9 protein-coding genes are annotated in these 17,290 nt (G+C 48.9%); 3 read left to right on the top strand and 6 right to left on the bottom strand.

All coding sequences use genetic code 11. From position 1 onward, the window contains the following. Window positions 1-14: 14 nt before the first annotated feature. Window positions 15-1,403, bottom strand: a complete 1,389-nt coding sequence (locus AB9P05_RS02075; protein WP_371907157.1) for an arginine decarboxylase — start codon at window positions 1,401-1,403, stop codon at window positions 15-17. Between the two features lie 98 nt (window positions 1,404-1,501). Between AB9P05_RS02075 and AB9P05_RS02070 the strand changes: the two genes are divergently transcribed. The 3 genes from AB9P05_RS02070 to AB9P05_RS02060 all read left to right on the top strand — a co-directional run bounded on the left by AB9P05_RS02070 (window position 1,502) and on the right by AB9P05_RS02060 (window position 4,950). Further along, window positions 1,502-2,464: an arginase gene (locus AB9P05_RS02070; protein ID WP_371907156.1), complete on the top strand. Its 963-nt coding sequence runs from the start codon at window positions 1,502-1,504 to the stop codon at window positions 2,462-2,464. 106 nt (window positions 2,465-2,570) lie between these two features. After that, entirely contained in the window at window positions 2,571-4,364 is a 1,794-nt protein-coding gene (gene argS / locus AB9P05_RS02065) for an arginine--tRNA ligase (RefSeq protein WP_371907155.1), read from the top strand. 103 nt (window positions 4,365-4,467) lie between these two features. Next, on the top strand, window positions 4,468-4,950 hold the full coding sequence (locus tag AB9P05_RS02060; RefSeq protein ID WP_371907154.1) for a glutathione peroxidase: 483 nt from the start codon (window positions 4,468-4,470) through the stop codon (window positions 4,948-4,950). 19 nt (window positions 4,951-4,969) lie between these two features. Here the strand turns inward: AB9P05_RS02060 and AB9P05_RS02055 are convergent, their stop codons facing one another. The 5 genes from AB9P05_RS02055 to AB9P05_RS02035 form a co-directional block, all read right to left on the bottom strand. Further along, window positions 4,970-6,139, bottom strand: coding sequence for an acyltransferase (locus AB9P05_RS02055; RefSeq protein ID WP_371907153.1), 1,170 nt, complete (start codon window positions 6,137-6,139; stop codon window positions 4,970-4,972). Then, window positions 6,081-6,518 carry a hypothetical protein gene (locus AB9P05_RS02050; RefSeq protein ID WP_371907152.1) on the bottom strand — a complete coding sequence of 146 codons (438 nt, stop codon included), beginning with the start codon at window positions 6,516-6,518 and terminating at the stop codon, window positions 6,081-6,083. Before AB9P05_RS02050 ends, AB9P05_RS02055 begins: the two co-directional genes overlap by 59 nt. A 6-nt stretch (window positions 6,519-6,524) precedes the next feature. Further along, entirely contained in the window at window positions 6,525-7,976 is a 1,452-nt protein-coding gene (locus AB9P05_RS02045) for a GMC oxidoreductase (RefSeq protein WP_371907151.1), read from the bottom strand. 141 nt (window positions 7,977-8,117) lie between these two features. Further along, a complete protein-coding gene (locus AB9P05_RS02040) occupies window positions 8,118-12,275 on the bottom strand; it encodes a fibronectin type III domain-containing protein (protein ID WP_371907150.1) in 4,158 nt (1,385 codons plus the stop codon). Between the two features lie 601 nt (window positions 12,276-12,876). Continuing rightward, window positions 12,877-17,142: an Ig-like domain-containing protein gene (locus tag AB9P05_RS02035; protein WP_371907149.1), complete on the bottom strand. Its 4,266-nt coding sequence runs from the start codon at window positions 17,140-17,142 to the stop codon at window positions 12,877-12,879. Window positions 17,143-17,290 lie beyond the last annotated feature (148 nt).

The raw sequence follows: 17,290 nt of genomic DNA, 5'->3' as shown, positions 1-17,290 counted from the left end.
ATGCCAGACCTGTGCTAGTAGCCCAGTACTTTCAGCATGGTGGCGCTGTCCTGTTCGTCTGCAAAGAGTTCCGTGATGATATTTCCGTTTTCGTCGCGGTCTATCAGTACATGCTTAGGGGCAGGTATCAGGCAGTGCTGTATGCCGCCATAGCCACCGAGTGACTCCTGGTAGGCACCCGTATGGAAAAAGCCGATGTACAGTTTGTCATCTTTCGGTATCTTCGGCATAAACACCTCAAAGCTGTGTGCTTCACTATTGTAGTAGTCCATGCTGTCGCAGGTGAGCCCCCCCAGGTTTACCCGGTGGTAGGGCTTATCCCACTGGTTCAGGGCCATCAGTATGTACTTTTGGTTCAGGCCCCAGGCGTCCGGCAGGTGCGTGATAAACGAGCCGTCTATCATATACCACAGCTCCACATCGTTTTGGAGTTTCTGGCCCATTACATTATAGATGGTAGCACCGCTTTCGCCTACGGTATAGCTGCCGAATTCCGTCACGATATTCGGTACAGGCACCCCGTTCTGGTCGCAGATCTCTTTAATGTTAGCTACAATCTGTTCGGCCATATATTCGTAGTCGTACTCAAAGTGCAGGCCCGTTTTAATAGGGAAGCCTCCGCCTATATCCAGCGTGTCTATGTCATCGCTGATCTTGCGTAGTTCACAGTACATCTCCACGAAGCGGTTCAGCTCCATCCAGTAGTAGGTAGTGTCCTGTATGCCCGTGTTTATAAAGAAGTGCAGCAGCTTGAGCTTCGCCTTTTTTGACTTAGCGATCACCTCCTTATAGTATGAGGTAATGTCGTTATACCGGATGCCCAGGCGGCTGGTGTAGAAGCCAAAGTTCGGCTCTTCCCCTGCTGCCACCCGTATGCCTACATTAAAGGGCTTATTTGCCTCTGCCTCATAGGCGTCGAGTTCCTCAAGGTGGTCCAGCACCGGAATGCAGTTCTCAAAGCCCTCATTTATAAGATAAGAAATGTTTTTTGTGTATAAAGGCCGCTTAAATCCGTTACATACTATAAGCGTCTGTTTATTGATCAGGTTATCAGCATATAGCTTTTTGATGATCTCGACGTCATAGCCGGAAGAGGTTTCCAGATGCACATCGTTTTGCAAGGCTTCTTTCAGGATAAAGCTGAAATGGGAGCTTTTGGTGCAGTAACAGTAGGTGTAGCTGCCTTGGTAGTCCAGCTTTTGTATGGCTTTGTTAAATATCCTCTGAGCGTTTCGGATGTTCTGGCCCACCTTCGGCAGGTAGGTCATCTTTAATGGTGAACCATACTCCTTAACGATGTCCATGAGGGGGACTCCGTTGAATAGCAGTTCATTCTGGTGGACATCGAACTCGGGGGTGGGGAAATAAAAAGTCTGGCGTATAAGGTCGTCGTAACTCTTCATCTTACGGACTACAAGGTTAAAAATTCAGGCTTACATGAAATATGCGCAAAAGCCCCTTAAGGCGAGCAAAATTCAATAGAAAATAACATCTTTGCAAAATGAAAAAAATAAAAATACTTGAGGTAAAATCCGAAATCGCTGCCGGTACGCGGGGTGCAAGCCTCGGTATAGATGCGATTAAAACTGCCTGCCTGGATAAAGGTTCAGATTACTTCGGTCGCTATGAGAGCGAGGAAGTCGAAAATGTGAACGATATCCTTTTCGATGGCTTCAAACATCCGAATGCCAAGTACATAGACGGTGTGCTTATCATGCTCACCAGGGTCTGCGAGAGTACCTTCACCACTCTCCGCAACGGTCACATGCCACTGGTACTTGCAGGCGACCACTCTACCGCAGCCGGTACCATTGCTGGCATCAAAAAAGCTCACCCCGATAAGCGGCTTGGTGTTATCTGGATAGATGCACACTCGGATCTGCACACGCCCTTTACCACACCCAGCGGCAACATGCACGGTATGCCCCTGGCTGCTGCTGCTAAGATCGACAACCTGGAGTCTAAGGTAAACGACCCTAAGGAAGATACCCTGATGTACTGGGATAAGATTAAGCGTATTGGGGTGGAAGAGCCCAAAATCAACCTGGAAGACATCTTTTTTATCGCGCTCAGAGACTTTGAGAAGCCGGAGTCTGCTTTGATCGAAAAGTATGGCATCAATGTCATCAAAACCCAGGAAGCACGCAGTATCGGAATGGAAGAAACCGCTACGCGCGCACTTACTGCCCTGGCTGCTTGTGACCTGATCTATGTGTCTTTTGATGTGGATAGCCTGGATACGGATGTGAGCCGTGGTACCGGTACGCCTGTGCCCGGAGGACTTACCCTGAACGAAGCCAAGGAACTGAATAGCCTCCTGATGGCCAATGATAAGGTCGTTTGCTGGGAAATGGTGGAAGTGAACCCTACGCTGGACACTGAAAATGCCATGGCAGAAAATGCCTTTGAGGTGCTGGAGGAAGTGACCAAAAGCTATGAAGCCAGAGCCAGCATAGAGGCCTGAGCAACATGATTTTAAACAACCCGAAGATTAAAGAATTTACATAAGACAGGGACGGTTTGTCCCTGTCTTTATAATTTTTGTGTCATACACAAAGCGTAACCACAAGATGAACATAGCATCGCAACTACAACAAGCCATAAGCCAGGCGTTCAAAGACCTGTTTGATGCCGACCTGCCTGCGAGCGAAATCTCACTGCAGCCTACCCGTAAGGACTTTGATGGGACACACACCTTTGTGACGTTTCCTTACGCGCGGCTCAGCAAAAAGAATCCTGAAGAAACCGGAAAATTGATCGGCGCTCATCTGGCCGAAAATCAATCCGGTATAGTGGCCGGCTTTAATGTGGTTAAAGGCTTTCTGAATATCCTACTTCAGCCTGCTGTCTGGACGACGATCTTTAGTGAAATGCACACTAGTGAGGACTTTGGCCAGCTGGAGGCCAAAGGCGAAAAGGTAATGGTAGAGTACTCTTCTCCCAATACCAACAAGCCCCTGCACCTTGGACACCTGCGTAATAACTTCCTGGGCTACTCTGTGTCCCGTATATTGGAGCAGGCCGGCTACGAGGTAGTAAAGGCTAACCTCGTTAATGACCGCGGTATTCATATCTGCAAATCCATGCTGGCCTACCAGAAGTTTGGTGACGGCGAAACGCCGGAATCTGCTGGCATGAAGGGCGACCACCTTATCGGGAAGTACTATGTCATTTTCGACAAAGAATACAAAAAAGAAATAAACACCCTTACGGAGGGTGGCATGCATGAGGAGGAGGCCAAAAAGGAGGCGCCCCTTATGAAAGAGGCCCAGCAGATACTGCGCCAGTGGGAAGAGGGCGATGAGGATACCGTGGCCCTGTGGAAGAAGATGAATGGCTGGGTACTGGACGGCTTTTCTAAAACCTACGACCGTATGGGCGTGGCTTTTGATAAGTTCTACTTTGAGTCAGATACCTACCTGCTGGGTAAGGACATTGTGGAAGAAGGCCTTGAAAAGGGTGTGTTCTTCAAAAAAGATGACGGCTCGGTATGGTGTGACCTCACCGGGGAAGGGCTGGATAACAAGCTGGTACTTCGCAGCGATGGTACCTCTGTATACATGACGCAGGACATGGGTACGGCTGACCTGAAGTATGAAGATCATGGCATGAAAAAGTCCATCTACGTAGTAGGCAATGAGCAGGACTATCACTTTAAGGTGCTGTTTGCCATACTGGACAAACTGGGTCGCCCCTATGCCAAAGGCCTCTACCACCTGAGCTATGGCATGGTAGACCTGCCCTCGGGCAAAATGAAGTCCCGCGAAGGTACGGTAGTGGATGCGGACGACCTCATGAGTGAGATGGTGAGTACGGCTGCCGAGTATACGCAGGACTCTGAAAAGATCAAGGACTTTACGGAAGACCAGGAAAAAGACCTGCACGAGATGGTGGCTATGGCTGCCCTCAAATTTTACCTGCTCAAGGTAGATCCTAAAAAACGCATGCTCTTTAATCCGGAAGAAAGTATTGACTTTCATGGACACACCGGCCCCTTTGTACAATATACTTATGCCCGTACAGCAGCCCTGGGCCGTAAGGCCGCACAGGTAGGGCTCTCCGCCGATGCTGAACTGATTAAGAACTACCATCAGTTGCAGCCCGCTGAGCAGGAGGTGATCAGATTGCTTAGCATATTTCCTGAAAAAGTGGAGGAAGCAGCGGCAGAATACAGCCCTGCCACCATATCACAGTATGTATATGACCTGGCCAAAGAGTATAACCGCTTTTATAGTGAGCACTCTGTTTTTCAGGCAGATGACGAAAAGGTGCGCGCGTTCAGGACAGCCCTTACGGGTATGACCGGCCGGGTGATCAAAAAGGCCATGGGGCTGATGGGCATCACCGTTCCTGAAAAAATGTAGATCGATGATGTCTAAACTCTGCATAATTCTGTTAGCTTACCTGGGCGCCTGTTTTGGTACGGGAAAGACCCTTACAGCGCCTGAAAACACCAACCAAAATAGAATGAATTCGATTTACGACATAACGCTAACTACGCTGGATGGCAGGAAGACAGACCTCTCTACCTATGAGGGAAAGAAACTGCTCATCGTCAATACAGCCTCTGAGTGTGGCTACACCCCTCAGTATGAAGACCTCCAATCTTTTTATGAGAACTATAGCGATGAGGTGGTAGTACTCGGTTTCCCTTCTAACCAGTTTGGCGGCCAGGAGCCTGGTTCAAATGACCAGATCGCGGCTTTTTGCCAGAAAAACTATGGGGTGGAGTTTCCTATGTTCGATAAGGCTGATGTAAAGGGAAGTGACAAGCAACCCCTCTATCAGTGGCTTACCGACAAAGATAAAAACGGCTGGAATGACCAGGAGCCTACCTGGAACTTCTGCAAATACCTGGTGAGTGAAGAGGGGAAGTTACTGAAGTTTTACGGCCCCGCCGTAAATCCTTTTGATGAAGAAGTACTTGATATTATAGAAAAGGAGGATTAAAAAACCCTCCTTTTTCCTTTTAACTTCCTATGAAGTACCGGCTCTGTTTGCCCGTTATTTTTTTGATGGTGAAAATGGCCGCCACGCAGATACCAGTGATCAGCGCCAGCCAAGCGATAAACGTGAGCGTATTGAAGGGCATGGAGAAGCCAGCCTTTGAAAGGCCTGTTTCGGTAATGCGAATGACGTAAAGGTGGATAAAGTAAACCCCGAAGCTGTAGTTTGCCATGAAGTCCAGCAGGGGAATCCTGATCTTACGTATCTTATAAAACAATACCAGCAGCGCGATACAGGCAATAGAGATCTTCATTTTACCGAAGTTCACCACGGTGGCATTGTCCGGTAGTTCCGTATAAAAGCCGTAGTTCTTGCCAATAGCCAGCACATCGAACACCTGCAGGGCTGTGATGCCCAGGTAGAATATAGCGATAGGCAATACCACCTTCATGTCCAGTGCCAGAATATGCCTACGGTATCGACTGGCCCACATACCTACCATGTAGATCGGGAAGTAGTAAAGAAAAGACTCCCAGGTGGGGGCCTCATAGCCAAACTCGTACTGAAAAAAGCTGGCGATAAGTATAGCAGGTAATACAAAGCGGTAAAACCACGGCTGCTTATCCAGCCACAGCATGGCCGGAGCAATCAGGTAGAAGATAGAGATCATGGGGATAAACCAGAAAGGCCCCAGATGCTTACCCGTTATCAGCATATAGCCAATCAGTCCCGCCGGGGAGCTCCCCTCCATCCACTCAGGCAACCAGGGCTTGTAGTCATCAAATAACACCTGGTTTGCAAGCGCTGGTATAGACATGAGTATGTAAGGCAGAATCACGAATTTGAGTTTCTTACCCAGGTAGCGCTTAAAGTTAAAGTGTTGGTGGTTGAGGTGCTGGAACAGCAGTCCGCCAATGAATACGAATATGATCGTACTCTGCGTAAGCAGGGCAAACCAGCTTCGCTGTTCTATCTCGCTGCTCCACTCATAGCTGGTACGGCAGTGAAACCCTACGATAAGCAAAATGGCAAGCCCCCTCAGATAGTGTATATACTGAAGGTGCTCCGCCTTGCGAATGGCAGGGCGGCTTACTGCCTGTTTTTTTTGTTCTTTTTCCAATACCTGCATGTCTTCATCCATTATAGTATACAGAAGAAAAAGGATTAGTACACGGTCTGGAGTAAGGATCATAAAGCCCCAGGTATTTCACCGTGCGTGTTGTATTCATTTTATTTATAAAGAAGTCGGTGGAAAGCAGAAACTTACCCACCAGGTCATCGCGCATTTGTAAATATTTATGTTCGTAAGGCAGGGTAAACATTTTATTCTTCAATAAATGATGCGCTTTGATAAATTCCTGCTTAGAGAGATCATACTGGTTTAGCACGCCTTCCTCTTCAGCTTCATTTAAGAAAGAAGCCACTGCGCCGCTTTCCAGTTCCAGTCCTCTGATACTTTCTCTGATTATTTGCTCCAGTGTTTTTTCAAAAGAAGGGGCAATAGCATAGCCCACCAGTAAACTGCCGGCTCCCGCCGCACCAATAAGCCCTATGAATTTTCTTCTTTTCACTGATACTTATACTCTTTGCCTGTTAAATGCTTTATCCGCCGCCCTTAGTGACAAAGCTGCCAGCGTCAGGGTCGGGTTAGCCGGGCTCATGGTCGGGAATGCCCCGCTACCCAGCACAAATACATTGCGGTACCTATGGTGAACCAGCCCTGCGTCCGTTACGCCCTCGCCAGGCTGTGCAGACATACGGTGAGTACTGCAAATGTGGTACTCTGACTTTTGCAGGTAGCCATCCAGATCAATACGTTCCACCGGTAAAGGGGAGAATACCCTGTTGGCCTTTTCAGCCAGGGTTGGTACCGTACGGTTTACAAAATCACTGTGGCCTTTATAGATCGTTTTAGGCTTAAGGGGATCACCTGTCGTCATTACCCGGTTATCTTCCCTGGGTATATCCTCCATCACGAACTTATACCTGGCTATCTGTCGCCATTTGCCGAAATCACTCCTGATAAAAGGAGTGTTATGGCTTTCGATCAGTATGGCAGACTCCTTCCTGCGGTGTTCGCCATCATACAGCATGTAGCCATTGGCCGGAATGATCGAGCCACCTCCCACATTATCTACGCCGTCCAGATAAACCATCATATACATGCCTACCTGTTCAGAGAGGCCGCGGCCCGTGTGGTAGAGGCTGTCTCCTGAATTCAACAAAATGTGGGCGTTAAAAATTGCATTAGCGCCCAATCCAATGGCATCTGCCATTACTTCTTTATCCTCATCGCCATGCCTGAAGACCAGGCTTCGTGCCGACTGGCCATTGGTATGCAGGGCATAAGCCTGGGCTTCATATACTACCTCCACACGCTCGTCTTCATACAAGCTGCGGAAGCCGTTTTCTATCGTGTACTTTGCATTTACAGGGCACAGACTGCATACTGCACTGCTGCAGCACCCTCCCCGGGAGGCTATTGCCTGACTGGCCCTGGCGGTAGGCTGTGAAATGTAGTCCGTGCCATACGCTTGTTGCAGGAGCTTGTCCGTTTCTGATAGTGCATGCGCCGGCAGGGGGTAGGGGCCTTCCTTTGGAAAAGGTGTTTCCTCCGGACCGGAAATATTCATCAGCCGCTCTGCCTCATCATAGTATGGAGCCAGTTCGTCGTAGCCAAAGGGCCAGTCCATCCCCACCCCATAGGTGCTTTGCATCCGGAAATCATTTGGCATAAACCGCGGCGTGCACCCCGTCCAGCAGTTGGAGCCACCTCCGAAGTTCGGGTTGAATACCCAGTGCTTCTCAGGGGTCTCGTTTTCATACGCTGCCTGCGATTCTGTCCAGTTTATACCTGATAAGGTTTTGTCTTTTCGGCGGGCCTGTACCCGTTCGGCATGGGGCCTGAACACACCTCGCTCCAACACCAGCACTGAGGCACCTGCCGGTGCACTCTCCAGGTACTTGTGGAGAAAAAAGGACGAGGCAAAGCCCGTACCCACCACGATGAGGTCGTAATGTGATTTCATAGTGAATTCAGCCAACTGCAAATTTAATTAATTATATTTTTAAACCTGCATATTTTTGCTATTAACTAGCTGGTTATTTGGTATTTATAAAAAAATACCCGGAGGTCATCCGGGTATTCAACTAAAAATTATCTGTTCGTTTTATCTGATAATGATCTTCTTCTGAATCCGGGTATCACCCTGGATCACGTTGAAGATATAGAGCCCTGGTGTGAGGTTCACATCAGAAGCAATGTTTCTGTTGACAAGTTCAGAAGGGCTAAAGGCACGCTGGTACAGTCTGGCACCTCGTATGTCCATCATCTCTACCATGATCTCGCTACCCTGGTTGCCGGTATTGGCTGTGATGAATATACGGCCGCTCTCAGTAGGGTTAGGGAACACATTCACCGCCAGTGTTTCGGTTAGCGCGTTATTCTGTACCGCTACCACCCTTGAGTAGTCGAAGTCACCATTGAAGTCCGTCTGCTTGATACGGTAGTAAACACTGCCCTGAGGTACAAAGCCATCCGTGAAAGAGTAGCTAAGCACTTCATTGCTGTCACCGGCCCCATCTACCCTGCCTACAGCAGTAAAGGTTTCCAGATCAGTGCTGCGCTCTACAGTAAAATAATCGTTCTCCTGCTCAGTAGCTGTCTGCCATTTCAGTAGTACATCCGTTCCGTCAAGTGTAGCGGTAAAGCTTAGGAACTCAACAGGTAGCGGGGGAGGAGCGAGGTTGGTAATAACTACCAGCGGCGCTGATGGCGCAGACTCATTTCCGGCAGCATCCCGGGCCAGTACCGTAATGGTATAGGTAGTCTCCGGACTCATGTCTTCCAGAATGTACGAAGTCTGCGTAGTCACGGCACTACCAGTTTCCTGGGTGCGGGCACCCGCTTCTACTCTTCCACCCGAAGTACTCGAAGAGCCGGAAGTGTAGTTGATGACATACTCCTTCACCGCAAGATTATCCGTAGAAGCATCCCATCTGAATCCGATGGTAGAATAAGACTTAGACAGCAGTTCCAGATTCTGAGGAACCGTGGGAGCCTCAGTGTCTGCCTGTGTGGTAGCGCTAACCATTGCGCTAAAGTCAGAGTCACCGCTGGTGGATACCGACTTCAGCTTGTAATAATAGGTACGACCAGGGATAAGGTCTGAATCTATATAGCTTGTAGTGCCTGCTCCTGTGGTGGCTATGCTTGCATATGTTCCGCCTGATGTGGTAGACCTGAAGATCTGGAAACCAGCCGTAGCCCCTGAGTAAGGGTCTGTTTTGGCTTTTACCTGATCATAGATCACCGCATGCCCGGCGTTATTTAAGTGTACACCGTCCCCTGATGCGTAGGCAGGGCGAATGCGGTTATTACTGTCAGCTAGCAGGTTGAATATACCAATGCTGAACGGCCCGAAGGTAGACTTGATAAGTCCCGCCTGTTCGGCAAGCCTGTCACGGCTGGTTACATCGATGTCCCTCGGCTGGGTAGTCGTGAAGAACACATCTACTCCCTGGGCCGCAGCCGCTTGCTTTACGGCAATGAGGTTGTTCATCGTCTCCGTATTTGTATAACCTTGCTGCACATCGTTGCTGGGAAGGTTTACAATAATGAAGTCCGGGTTGAGGCTCAGGGCCTCAGTGATATTGCGGTTTGTATCTGGCGTAGGACGACCACTTACACTATTACCGTCGGGCATGATGTGATAGGTAGTAAAGCCTCCCTGGGCCAGGTTTACAACCTGATGTGAAGAGAACGTAGTGCTGTAGTGAGCGTCCAGTAGCTCTACCCAACTATTGCCAGCCGTAGCGCCCACGCCCTCGGCAGTGGATGATCCTAATACGACTACAGTAGGGGTGGGGGCATTCCAGGTCAGGTTAATCTCAGTCATGGACTGAGTGCTGGCCTGCAAGCCCTGAGGTACAGGAGGTGCACCAGGAGTAATGTAGTTGGCACTGCGAAGCACTTCGTCAGGGATATTAGTCCATGACCCTCCGTTTTTCTGCCATTGTACATCCAGTCTCTGACCACCGGTTCTTTCAAAGTAATTTACCTCTATTGAGTGAGGACCCTGCGTCAGGTAAACCTGGTTACCCGCTACCCATGATCCTGCTCCGTGCAGTCCGTCATTGTCCTGCACCTTATTGCCATCAACGATTACGTTTGACCCATCATCAGACCTGGTGCGGAAAGTGTAGTTGGCCGCTTCGTCAATGTAGATATAGCCTGTAAATTTGAAGGCAAAGTAATCATCCTGGTCCCATGCTTTGGTACGGACACTGATATCGAAGTTGTTAACAATACCCTGATCCAATGCTGGCCAGTCCTGGAAGTCTGCAATTACATCCCAGGTACCACCGGCATACAGCAGGTAATTAAGCCCTACCAGGATGGTAGCGCCTTCCACGTAGTTACTTGGTGCCGAAAGGTTGCCGGAAATATCTTCCGCTACTACATAAAAGCTGTAATATGTTTCAGTAGGCAGGCCAGTCATTTCAAACTCAGTAGCGGTGGTAGTACCTACCTGTACCCCGTCACGATAAATTCTGTATTGTGCTACACCTACATTGTCCGTGCTGGCATCCCAGCGCAAACCTATTCTGTCAACGTCAGCCATTACGATCTCCAGGTTGGTAGGAGCCGTAGGGGCATTCATGTCAGCAACTGGTGAGGCACTCTCTGGTCCTATATAAGGAGAGCTGCCATTTTCATATACACCACGTACCTGGTAGAAGTAAGTCTGTTCGGAAGACAGGTTGCGGTCTACGTAAGCTGTTTCATTAGCATCAATAAGCTTAACAAACTGCCATGGGCCGGATGCAGATGTACTTCTCCATACCTCAAAGCCTGTTTCGGTAGTAGAGTTGTCGTTCCAGAAAATGTTTATGGCCGTTTCGTTACGGGGGGTGGTGATCAGGTCAGAAGGAGCAGGTAGATCCACAGGACCGTTATTTACCACATATACGGGTAAGCCATAATTACTGATACAGCCACCGGCTTCTCTCACACTTACGGAAACCCGGCGGGTGTCTGAAACCTGGATAGAAGCATTTGATGAGTTTGTGACAGCTCCGCCTGACGCCTGGATTCTCCAGTCGTAAAGCTCATAGCTTTCTTCAGTGCTTAGCGTAACAGAGGTACTGCCGTCAAGACCGGGAAGTACTGTCGTACCGCTGGCTACAATGTCCGCGTGGTCAGTAAGGGGTCTCTCAGTGATAGGGAGAGGGTCAGACCACTCCGTCCACTGGCCTTCCAGCCGAATGCGTACCCTGTAGTCTCCGTACTGCGTTACCTGCAGGTTGTTATTGTTAGAGTTAGTAATCGTTTGATTATTACGGCTCCACTCATATGCTTCAAAACCGGGAGATATACCGATAGTGGTACTCCAGTTATCCGCTGCACAAAATTCTGTTCTGCCATAGAAAGGATGAATGCTAAGCTTGGAGTGGCGCTTCATGAAGGGGAAGAAGTCCGGCTCATTGTAAGCAGTATTCCATACACCATGACCAAGGTTCTCATAAACCTGGAAGATAGGGGTGCCACCATTGTCGTAATATGGCTGAAGTGCCTGCCGTGAAGTGCTTTCACGGGGGTTAGGGTCGGTTCCGCCCTGAAACTGCCAAATGGGCACATGAAGAGTGTTCCGGTAATCAGTAGTTGTATAATCCTGAATTACCTCACCGGACATAGGGAGGGCGGCGGCAAAAAGGTCAGGCCTTCTTCTTAAGACTCTCCATACACCCTGGCCACCATCAGAAAGGCCATGCACGTAAATACGCAGACGGTCGATAGGGTACATGTCAATTAATTCCTCAATGAAGGTGATGGCATGAATATCATTGTTATTAGCAAACCATCCGCCTCGGTTCTGAGGGAAAAAGATGAACCCGTCGAATGAGTTGCTCTGAGAAGGGTCTCGCTTGGTAGCATTCTGATGCACACGGCCACCATGGTATAAGTTGTGGTCGTTATTCAGGTAGCGGGGGTCGTCTGTGGAATAAATCCTGCGGCCCGGCCACTGAACGCCTGACTCACCGGCACCATGCAGCATCACAATCATGGGATACTCACGGTTGGGATCATAATTATTTGGGAATAACAAACGACCGTTCATCAGCCAGTTGTAAACAAGCTGACCTCCTGAGCGACGCAGGTAAAGGTCTTCGTATTCTTCACTGTTGAAGCCAGCCATGGCACCCCCCGGAGCACCGTAATAGGTGCCTACCTGAAGCTGTGTTCCGATATTGTCATCAGTTATCCTGTAAGATACCGTACCGGGATTTACCTCGTACGTCTGTGCATACAAGTTTCCTAAACCCATCGAAAACGCTAGAAAAAATAGAAGTACGTAGAAACGTTTCATACAACTTTGAACCTTAATGATGGTAACCCTTCGTTAGCTGGAAGCTTTTTCAAAGAATTCTTTTAGAATTAATACGACAATTTGCCTAAAAGTAACCCTCTCTTACAAATGTAAGATAAATATAAGAAATTTTTTCAAGTAAGGACCGGATTAATTAAGCAGCATTAAGTGGAATAATTCAATTAAAGATTGTTTTCAGTCTATAAACGACTGTGTTTCTATTGCTTTATTATACTTAATATATTTTTTATTGAAAAATTTCGCTATCTCTTAGAAGCCTTCCTTACCGTCTTTCCGGCAATAATTTCTTTATATACAATGTAAGACGCTGGTATGTTTCAAGTGAGAAGTAAATTTTTTTGCTATGCCTCAGAGTAAATTTATATTTAAAATGTAGGTGAAAGGAGCTTTTTCTATCGTACATTTTTAAAATTCCCCATGGCTTATTGTGCATGGTTCCAGAGGGTTAATAAAAGCAAAGCCCCGGCAAACCTTAATGCTTTCTTAGCATTTGGTTTCCGGGGCTTTTGCCAGCCGGAACGGCTATTTTTCCGAAGGCTTATTTATTGTCTATCAGCACAGATCCACTGATCTTTTTACCGGCACCCCTAAGCGTCACAATGAAGAAGTACGTTCCCTCAGGTATCCCGATAGAGCCGGAGCGACCGTCCCAGTCATTCTGGTAATTCTCCCAGGAGTGAACCGTCTTACCACTGCTATCCAGGATATATAGGCGTGCTCCGGCCATATTATTCAGGTTTTCGAAGAGGTTGAAGGTATTGGAAAGGCTTTCTTCGGAGAGCTCTCCATTTACTGAAACATGCACCTCATCAGTTCCCTCAAGGCCGTTGGCGTCGATGACTCTCAGAGAGAAAGTATATTCGCCGGGAAGTAAGTTTCTTACTTCTGCTGCATAGCTATTTGTAAAGCTCATTGTAGTGACAGGCCCCTCAGCTTGTGCCCATTCATAGCTAACAATCTCTGCGCCACTTTCCCCGGGTTCGGCTTTACCCTTAAGAAGCAGGTATTCCTGCGGACCAGTCAGTACCTGGTCCTCACCAGCCCACACAATAGGAGCCGTTTCCACGATTACGCCGCTTACTGTTACTCTTACTTCGTCGCTCGCCGTCCCTCCCTTGTTATCAGTTACAGTAACCTTAAATGCATAGCTACCTTCCTCAGGGGATAGCAGGTGCAGTCTGGGGGTAAAGTGATTCGTAAGGGAAATATCCTGACCTGCGACCTGACTCCACTCGTATTGCACTATTTCTCCGTCAGAGTCACTCGCAAAAGCGCTGATGATAACCCTGCCTGCACCCTCCGGTACCATGCGGTCATTTCCTGCCGATACTACTGGCAGTTCGTTTGCTGTACGGGGTTGTGGCTTAACTGTCACAGAAACCTTATCGGTGCCTTTAGCTCCTTTATTATCCGTAACGATCAGCTCGAATACGTACTGTCCCTGTACCAGATTGCTTAGTTCCAGGGTGGACTGGTTCTGGCGATCCAGAGTAGCAGCAGGGCCGCTTACCTTCTTCCACCAGTAGGCTTCCACCTGGCCATCTTCATCATTGCCTGATCCTCTCAGGGTCAGATAATTTTGAGGTAGAGTAATCGTCTTGTCTTGCCCGGCACTGGCTACCGGTGAGGCATTGGGTTGTTGAGGAGCTGCATTTACGGTTACGTTAACGCGGTCCGTACCTTTTGCGCCTTCATTGTCCGTTACGATCAGCTCAAATACATAGCGGCCTTGTACCAGTGAGCTCAGTTTCAGGGTCGCTTTGTCCTGGTCTGCCAAAGTAGCCTGTGGACCGCTCACCTTCTTCCACCAATAAGCTGAGATCTGTCCGTCTGTGTCGTTACCCTGTCCGCTAAGCGCAGTGGCATTAGTAGGTAGGGTCAGTGTTTTATCTGTACCGGCATTAGCTACAGGGCCTTTGTTAGGCTGTCTTACCTTCGCTTTTACCGTAACTGTTACTTCGTCACTACCTCTGGCGCCATCATTATCACCGGCCTTCATTCTGAAGACATAGGTACCCTGGGTAAGGTTTTCGATTCTTGTGTGGGCTCTGCCGGGCGTTACGATGCGGGCATTGGGACCGCTCACCTTCTCCCATGCGATCCATGCGATGTGGCCATCCTGGTCAGTGGCAGATCCGCGCAGCTCTGCCTTATTAGTGGGCAGTGTGATGGTGATGTCCTGTCCGGCGTTTACTACAGGTCCCTGGTTTTGTTTTGGTTCGGCCTTCACCGTAACTGTTACCTCGTCAGTAGCTTTAGCGCCATCATTATCACCGGCCTTCATTCTGAAGACATAGGTACCCTGGGTAAGGTTTTCGATTCTTGTGTGGGCTCTGCCGGGCGTTACGATGCGGGCATTGGGACCGCTCACCTTCTCCCATGCGATCCATGCGATGTTACCATCCTGGTCAGTGGCAGATCCGCGCAGGTCTGCCTTATTAGTGGGCAGTGTGATGGTGATGTCCTGTCCGGCGTTTACTACAGGTCCCTGGTTTTGTTTTGGTTCGGCCTTCACCGTAACTGTTACCTCGTCAGTAGCTTTAGCGCCATCATTATCAGCTGCTTTTATTCTGAACACGTAGGTACCCTGAGCCAGATTCTCCACTCTGGTTTGTGCCTGACCCGGATTCACAATGCGTGCGTTAGGCCCGCTCACTTTCTCCCAGCTTATCCATGCGATGTTGCCATCCTGGTCAGTGGCAGATCCGCTCAGGTCTGCCTTATTAGTGGGCAGAGTGATGGTGATGTCCTGCCCGGCGTTTACTACAGGTCCCTGGTTTTGTCTAGGCTCCGGCTTCACCGTCACCTTCACTTCGTCAGTAGCGGTAGCGCCATCATTATCAGCTGCTTTTATTCTGAACACGTAGGTACCCTGAGCCAGATTCTCCACTCTGGTTTGTGCCTGACCCGGATTCACAATGCGTGCGTTAGGCCCGCTCACTTTCTCCCAGCTTATCCATGCGATGTTGCCATCCTGGTCAGTGGCAGATCCGCTCAGGTCTGCCTTATTAGTGGGCAGAGTGATGGTGATGTCCTGCCCGGCGTTTACTACAGGTCCCTGGTTTTGTCTAGGCTCCGGCTTCACCGTCACCTTCACTTCGTCAGTAGCGGTAGCGCCATCATTATCAGCTGCTTTTATTCTGAACACGTAGGTACCCTGAGCCAGATTCTCCACTCTGGTTTGTGCCTGACCCGGATTCACAATGCGTGCGTTAGGCCCGCTCACTTTCTCCCAGCTTATCCATGCGATGTTGCCATCCTGGTCAGTGGCAGATCCGCTCAGGTCTGCCTTATTAGTGGGCAGAGTGATGGTGATGTCCTGCCCGGCGTTTACTACAGGTCCCTGGTTTTGTCTAGGCTCCGGCTTCACCGTCACCTTCACTTCGTCAGTAGCGGTAGCGCCATCATTATCAGCTGCTTTTATTCTGAACACGTAGGTACCCTGAGCCAGATTCTCCACTCTGGTTTGTGCCTGACCCGGATTCACAATGCGTGCGTTAGGCCCGCTCACTTTCTCCCAGCTTATCCATGCGATGTTGCCATCCTGGTCAGTGGCAGATCCGCTCAGGTCTGCCTTATTAGTGGGCAGAGTGATGGTGATGTCCTGCCCGGCGTTTACTACAGGTCCCTGGTTTTGTCTAGGCTCCGGCTTCACCGTCACCTTCACCTCGTCAGTAGCGGTAGCTCCTTTGTCGTCTCCGGCAGTAAACCTGAACGTGTACGTACCCACTTTCAGCTCTTCTACCTTGGTATTGTTTCTGCCTGGGTTCGCGATTTTTGCATTCGGGCCACTGATTTTTTCCCATTTCACATAGGATATGGATCCGTCAGGATCATTAGCAGATCCATTCAGATCTACCTTATTAGTAGGTAAAGTTACCGTAATGTCCTGACCAGCATTTACCACGGGAGGCTGATTGGTCTGTCTGTTTCCGCCGGGAAGAGTATGTTGTAATAGCCATTCGTAGAGGTTAGGATTGTGAACTCTATGGTCTGTTTCGTAAGCATTTGTCCAGCTATCGTGAGAGTTTGACTCATACACAGTCATCTTTGCTCTTGGACTAGGTGCAGGCCTGCAGGCATTGTAGGCGTCTACCATAGCTTTACCCTTAGCGTAGGTTACTGTGCCATCGCCACGGTTATGAAATGCCCATACAGGAACATTGTATTTGGCCAGGTTACAGGTTTTACCCGCATTACCAAAGCCAGCTACAGGAGCTATGGCAGCAAATCGGTTATCATCTTTATTGTAAGCACCAGTGGCATAGGCCCAGGTACCACCGCCACCAAGGCTTAGTCCTGTAAGGTAGATACGCTCAGGGTCTACGCGATAATTTTGTACTACGTAGTCAATAAAGACATCAAGGTCCTTTTCAGCCCACCAGCCACCACCTATTTGGGGTGACATAACAAGAAAGCTATGAGTTTTACCATTAACCGTAAAGGTCATATCAGACCCCTCGCGATGAATTTCCTTAGGAGGGCCGGCACGAAGGATCTTCTGGAGGGCATTAACCGAACCATTACCAGTTTCACCTAAGCCATGCAGAAATATCATGAGAGGGTACTTTTTACCCGAACCATGGTATCCTTCAGGCAAAAACTCCCAATAACCCAGTCTATTCCCCTGTTTAGGAATAGGTGTATGGGTTTGAGCAATAGCAGCGGTACCAGTAATCAATAATGCCATTAGCATTACGAGTACTCTTTTGATGGTTGAGAATGAAGAAGGTTGGACCGGCTGGCCATTAGTGGCCGAAAAGGCGTTTGCCTTTGAGCCAGTGGTAGCGAAAAGTCTGATCATGAATGTAGCTTACCTAATGGTTCCTAACTGAGTTCTCTTTTTCTTGCCAGTTCACAGTACAATTAGTTGGCTGAGTTGGTTCCTGTGAAAAAGCACTCTAAAATATAAACTGAGATACAAATACCAAAAAGTCTACTCTTTGTAAGTC

Origin of the sequence: Roseivirga sp. BDSF3-8, assembly GCF_041449215.1 — a bacterium.
Taxonomy (GTDB): domain Bacteria; phylum Bacteroidota; class Bacteroidia; order Cytophagales; family Cyclobacteriaceae; genus JBGNFV01.
The sequence above is the reverse complement of the archived record's forward strand: the minus strand, read 5'-3'. Positions and strand labels throughout refer to the sequence as shown.

Excerpts from the sequence above, each read along its gene's own strand:
- AB9P05_RS02060 (WP_371907154.1), top strand. The coding sequence starts at position 4,468 with ATGAATTCGATTTACGACATAACGCTAACTACGCTGGATGGCAGGAAG.
- AB9P05_RS02070 (WP_371907156.1), top strand. The coding sequence starts at position 1,502 with ATGAAAAAAATAAAAATACTTGAGGTAAAATCCGAAATCGCTGCCGGT.
- AB9P05_RS02055 (WP_371907153.1), bottom strand. The coding sequence starts at position 6,139 with ATGATCCTTACTCCAGACCGTGTACTAATCCTTTTTCTTCTGTATACT.
- AB9P05_RS02045 (WP_371907151.1), bottom strand. The coding sequence starts at position 7,976 with ATGAAATCACATTACGACCTCATCGTGGTGGGTACGGGCTTTGCCTCG.
- AB9P05_RS02040 (WP_371907150.1), bottom strand. The coding sequence starts at position 12,275 with ATGGGTTTAGGAAACTTGTATGCACAGACGTACGAGGTAAATCCCGGT.
- argS (WP_371907155.1), top strand. The coding sequence starts at position 2,571 with ATGAACATAGCATCGCAACTACAACAAGCCATAAGCCAGGCGTTCAAA.
- AB9P05_RS02075 (WP_371907157.1), bottom strand. The coding sequence starts at position 1,403 with ATGAAGAGTTACGACGACCTTATACGCCAGACTTTTTATTTCCCCACC.
- AB9P05_RS02035 (WP_371907149.1), bottom strand. The coding sequence starts at position 17,142 with ATGATCAGACTTTTCGCTACCACTGGCTCAAAGGCAAACGCCTTTTCG.